Origin of the sequence: Polyangium fumosum, assembly GCF_005144585.1 — a bacterium.
GTDB lineage: Bacteria > Myxococcota_A > Polyangia > Polyangiales > Polyangiaceae > Polyangium > Polyangium fumosum.
In genome coordinates this window covers 1-993 of the sequence record NZ_SSMQ01000192.1, presented here as the reverse complement: position 1 = coordinate 993, position 993 = coordinate 1, and the positions used below count along the sequence as shown (strand labels likewise).

Genomic DNA, 993 nt, shown 5'->3' with positions numbered 1-993 from the left:
CAGAGACAGGCCCTCGCAGGCCCTCGTTGGTCTTGTCGCTTCGTGGAATGGCCCCCGGCCGTGGTCCGAGAACGAGAGGGAGGTAGGGCGCGGAGCCCGCTCCAGGGGGGGCGAGGCTTTTCCAGGGGCCGATCAGGCCCCGCTGGAGCCCGCGCCGGCTTCGGGCTTCTCCTTGGCGGGCTTCGTGCTCTCCCACTCGCGCAAGGGCTTGAGCAGGGCCTCGGCCCGCGCGGCCGTCTCCGGCTTGTTGCGCTTCACCGTGCCAGCCACCTGGATGACGTAGTCACGAATCGAATCGAGCAGGGCATACCTGCTCTCCCGTAGCTCCGGCGCCTCCTCGGGGGCCTCGGTGGTGCCGATGACCTGGCCATAAAGTGTATGCACCTCCTTGAGGAGGGTGAGGACGGGCGTGGCGCCGATGCCGCCGATGACCCCCGTGAGCCCCTCGCGCTCGACCGTGGCGAGCTTGGTCTCGATGGCCGCCCATTCCTCTTTCACCTTGAGATTGACGAACGAACGCCCCTCGGGGAAGAGACGATCGAGCACGACACGCGCGTCTTTCCCTTGCGGGAGGAACTCGCCGAGCGACGCCCAGGCGACGAGGATGTCATGAAATGCCCCGCCGACTTTGTCCATTCGCCGATCGGCCTCCTTGACCGTGACGACGGTGCCCGGCGTCCTGGCAATGGCCTGCTGGAGGACCGCGCGATCGGACGCGATTTGAACGACGGCCTCGACGACGTTTTGCGGGAGGTCGTTGAACTTCGCCGCGCCCGCCTCGACGGCGCTCGCGAGGGCGACCGCGCCATGAGAATCGACAAGTGGGAGCTTGACGAGATCTACAGGGGTAAAGGTTCGTGCCATGGTGCGGGAGGCTAGTTCCTCGACACAGGGGTCTTGACTGTTTCACGCTGCGACGGGCAGCGCGGGATGCGCTGGCTGTGGGTATGCGTGCCCCATCTTCTTGCGAGCGTGCTGGACACTGAACCTCCA

The 993-nt window shown here is 66.4% G+C and carries 1 protein-coding gene; it reads right to left on the bottom strand.

From position 1 onward, the window contains the following. Nucleotides 1-132: 132 nt before the first annotated feature. Nucleotides 133-864, bottom strand: a complete 732-nt coding sequence (locus E8A74_RS51660) for a hypothetical protein (protein ID WP_136936589.1) — start codon at nt 862-864, stop codon at nt 133-135. Nucleotides 865-993 lie beyond the last annotated feature (129 nt).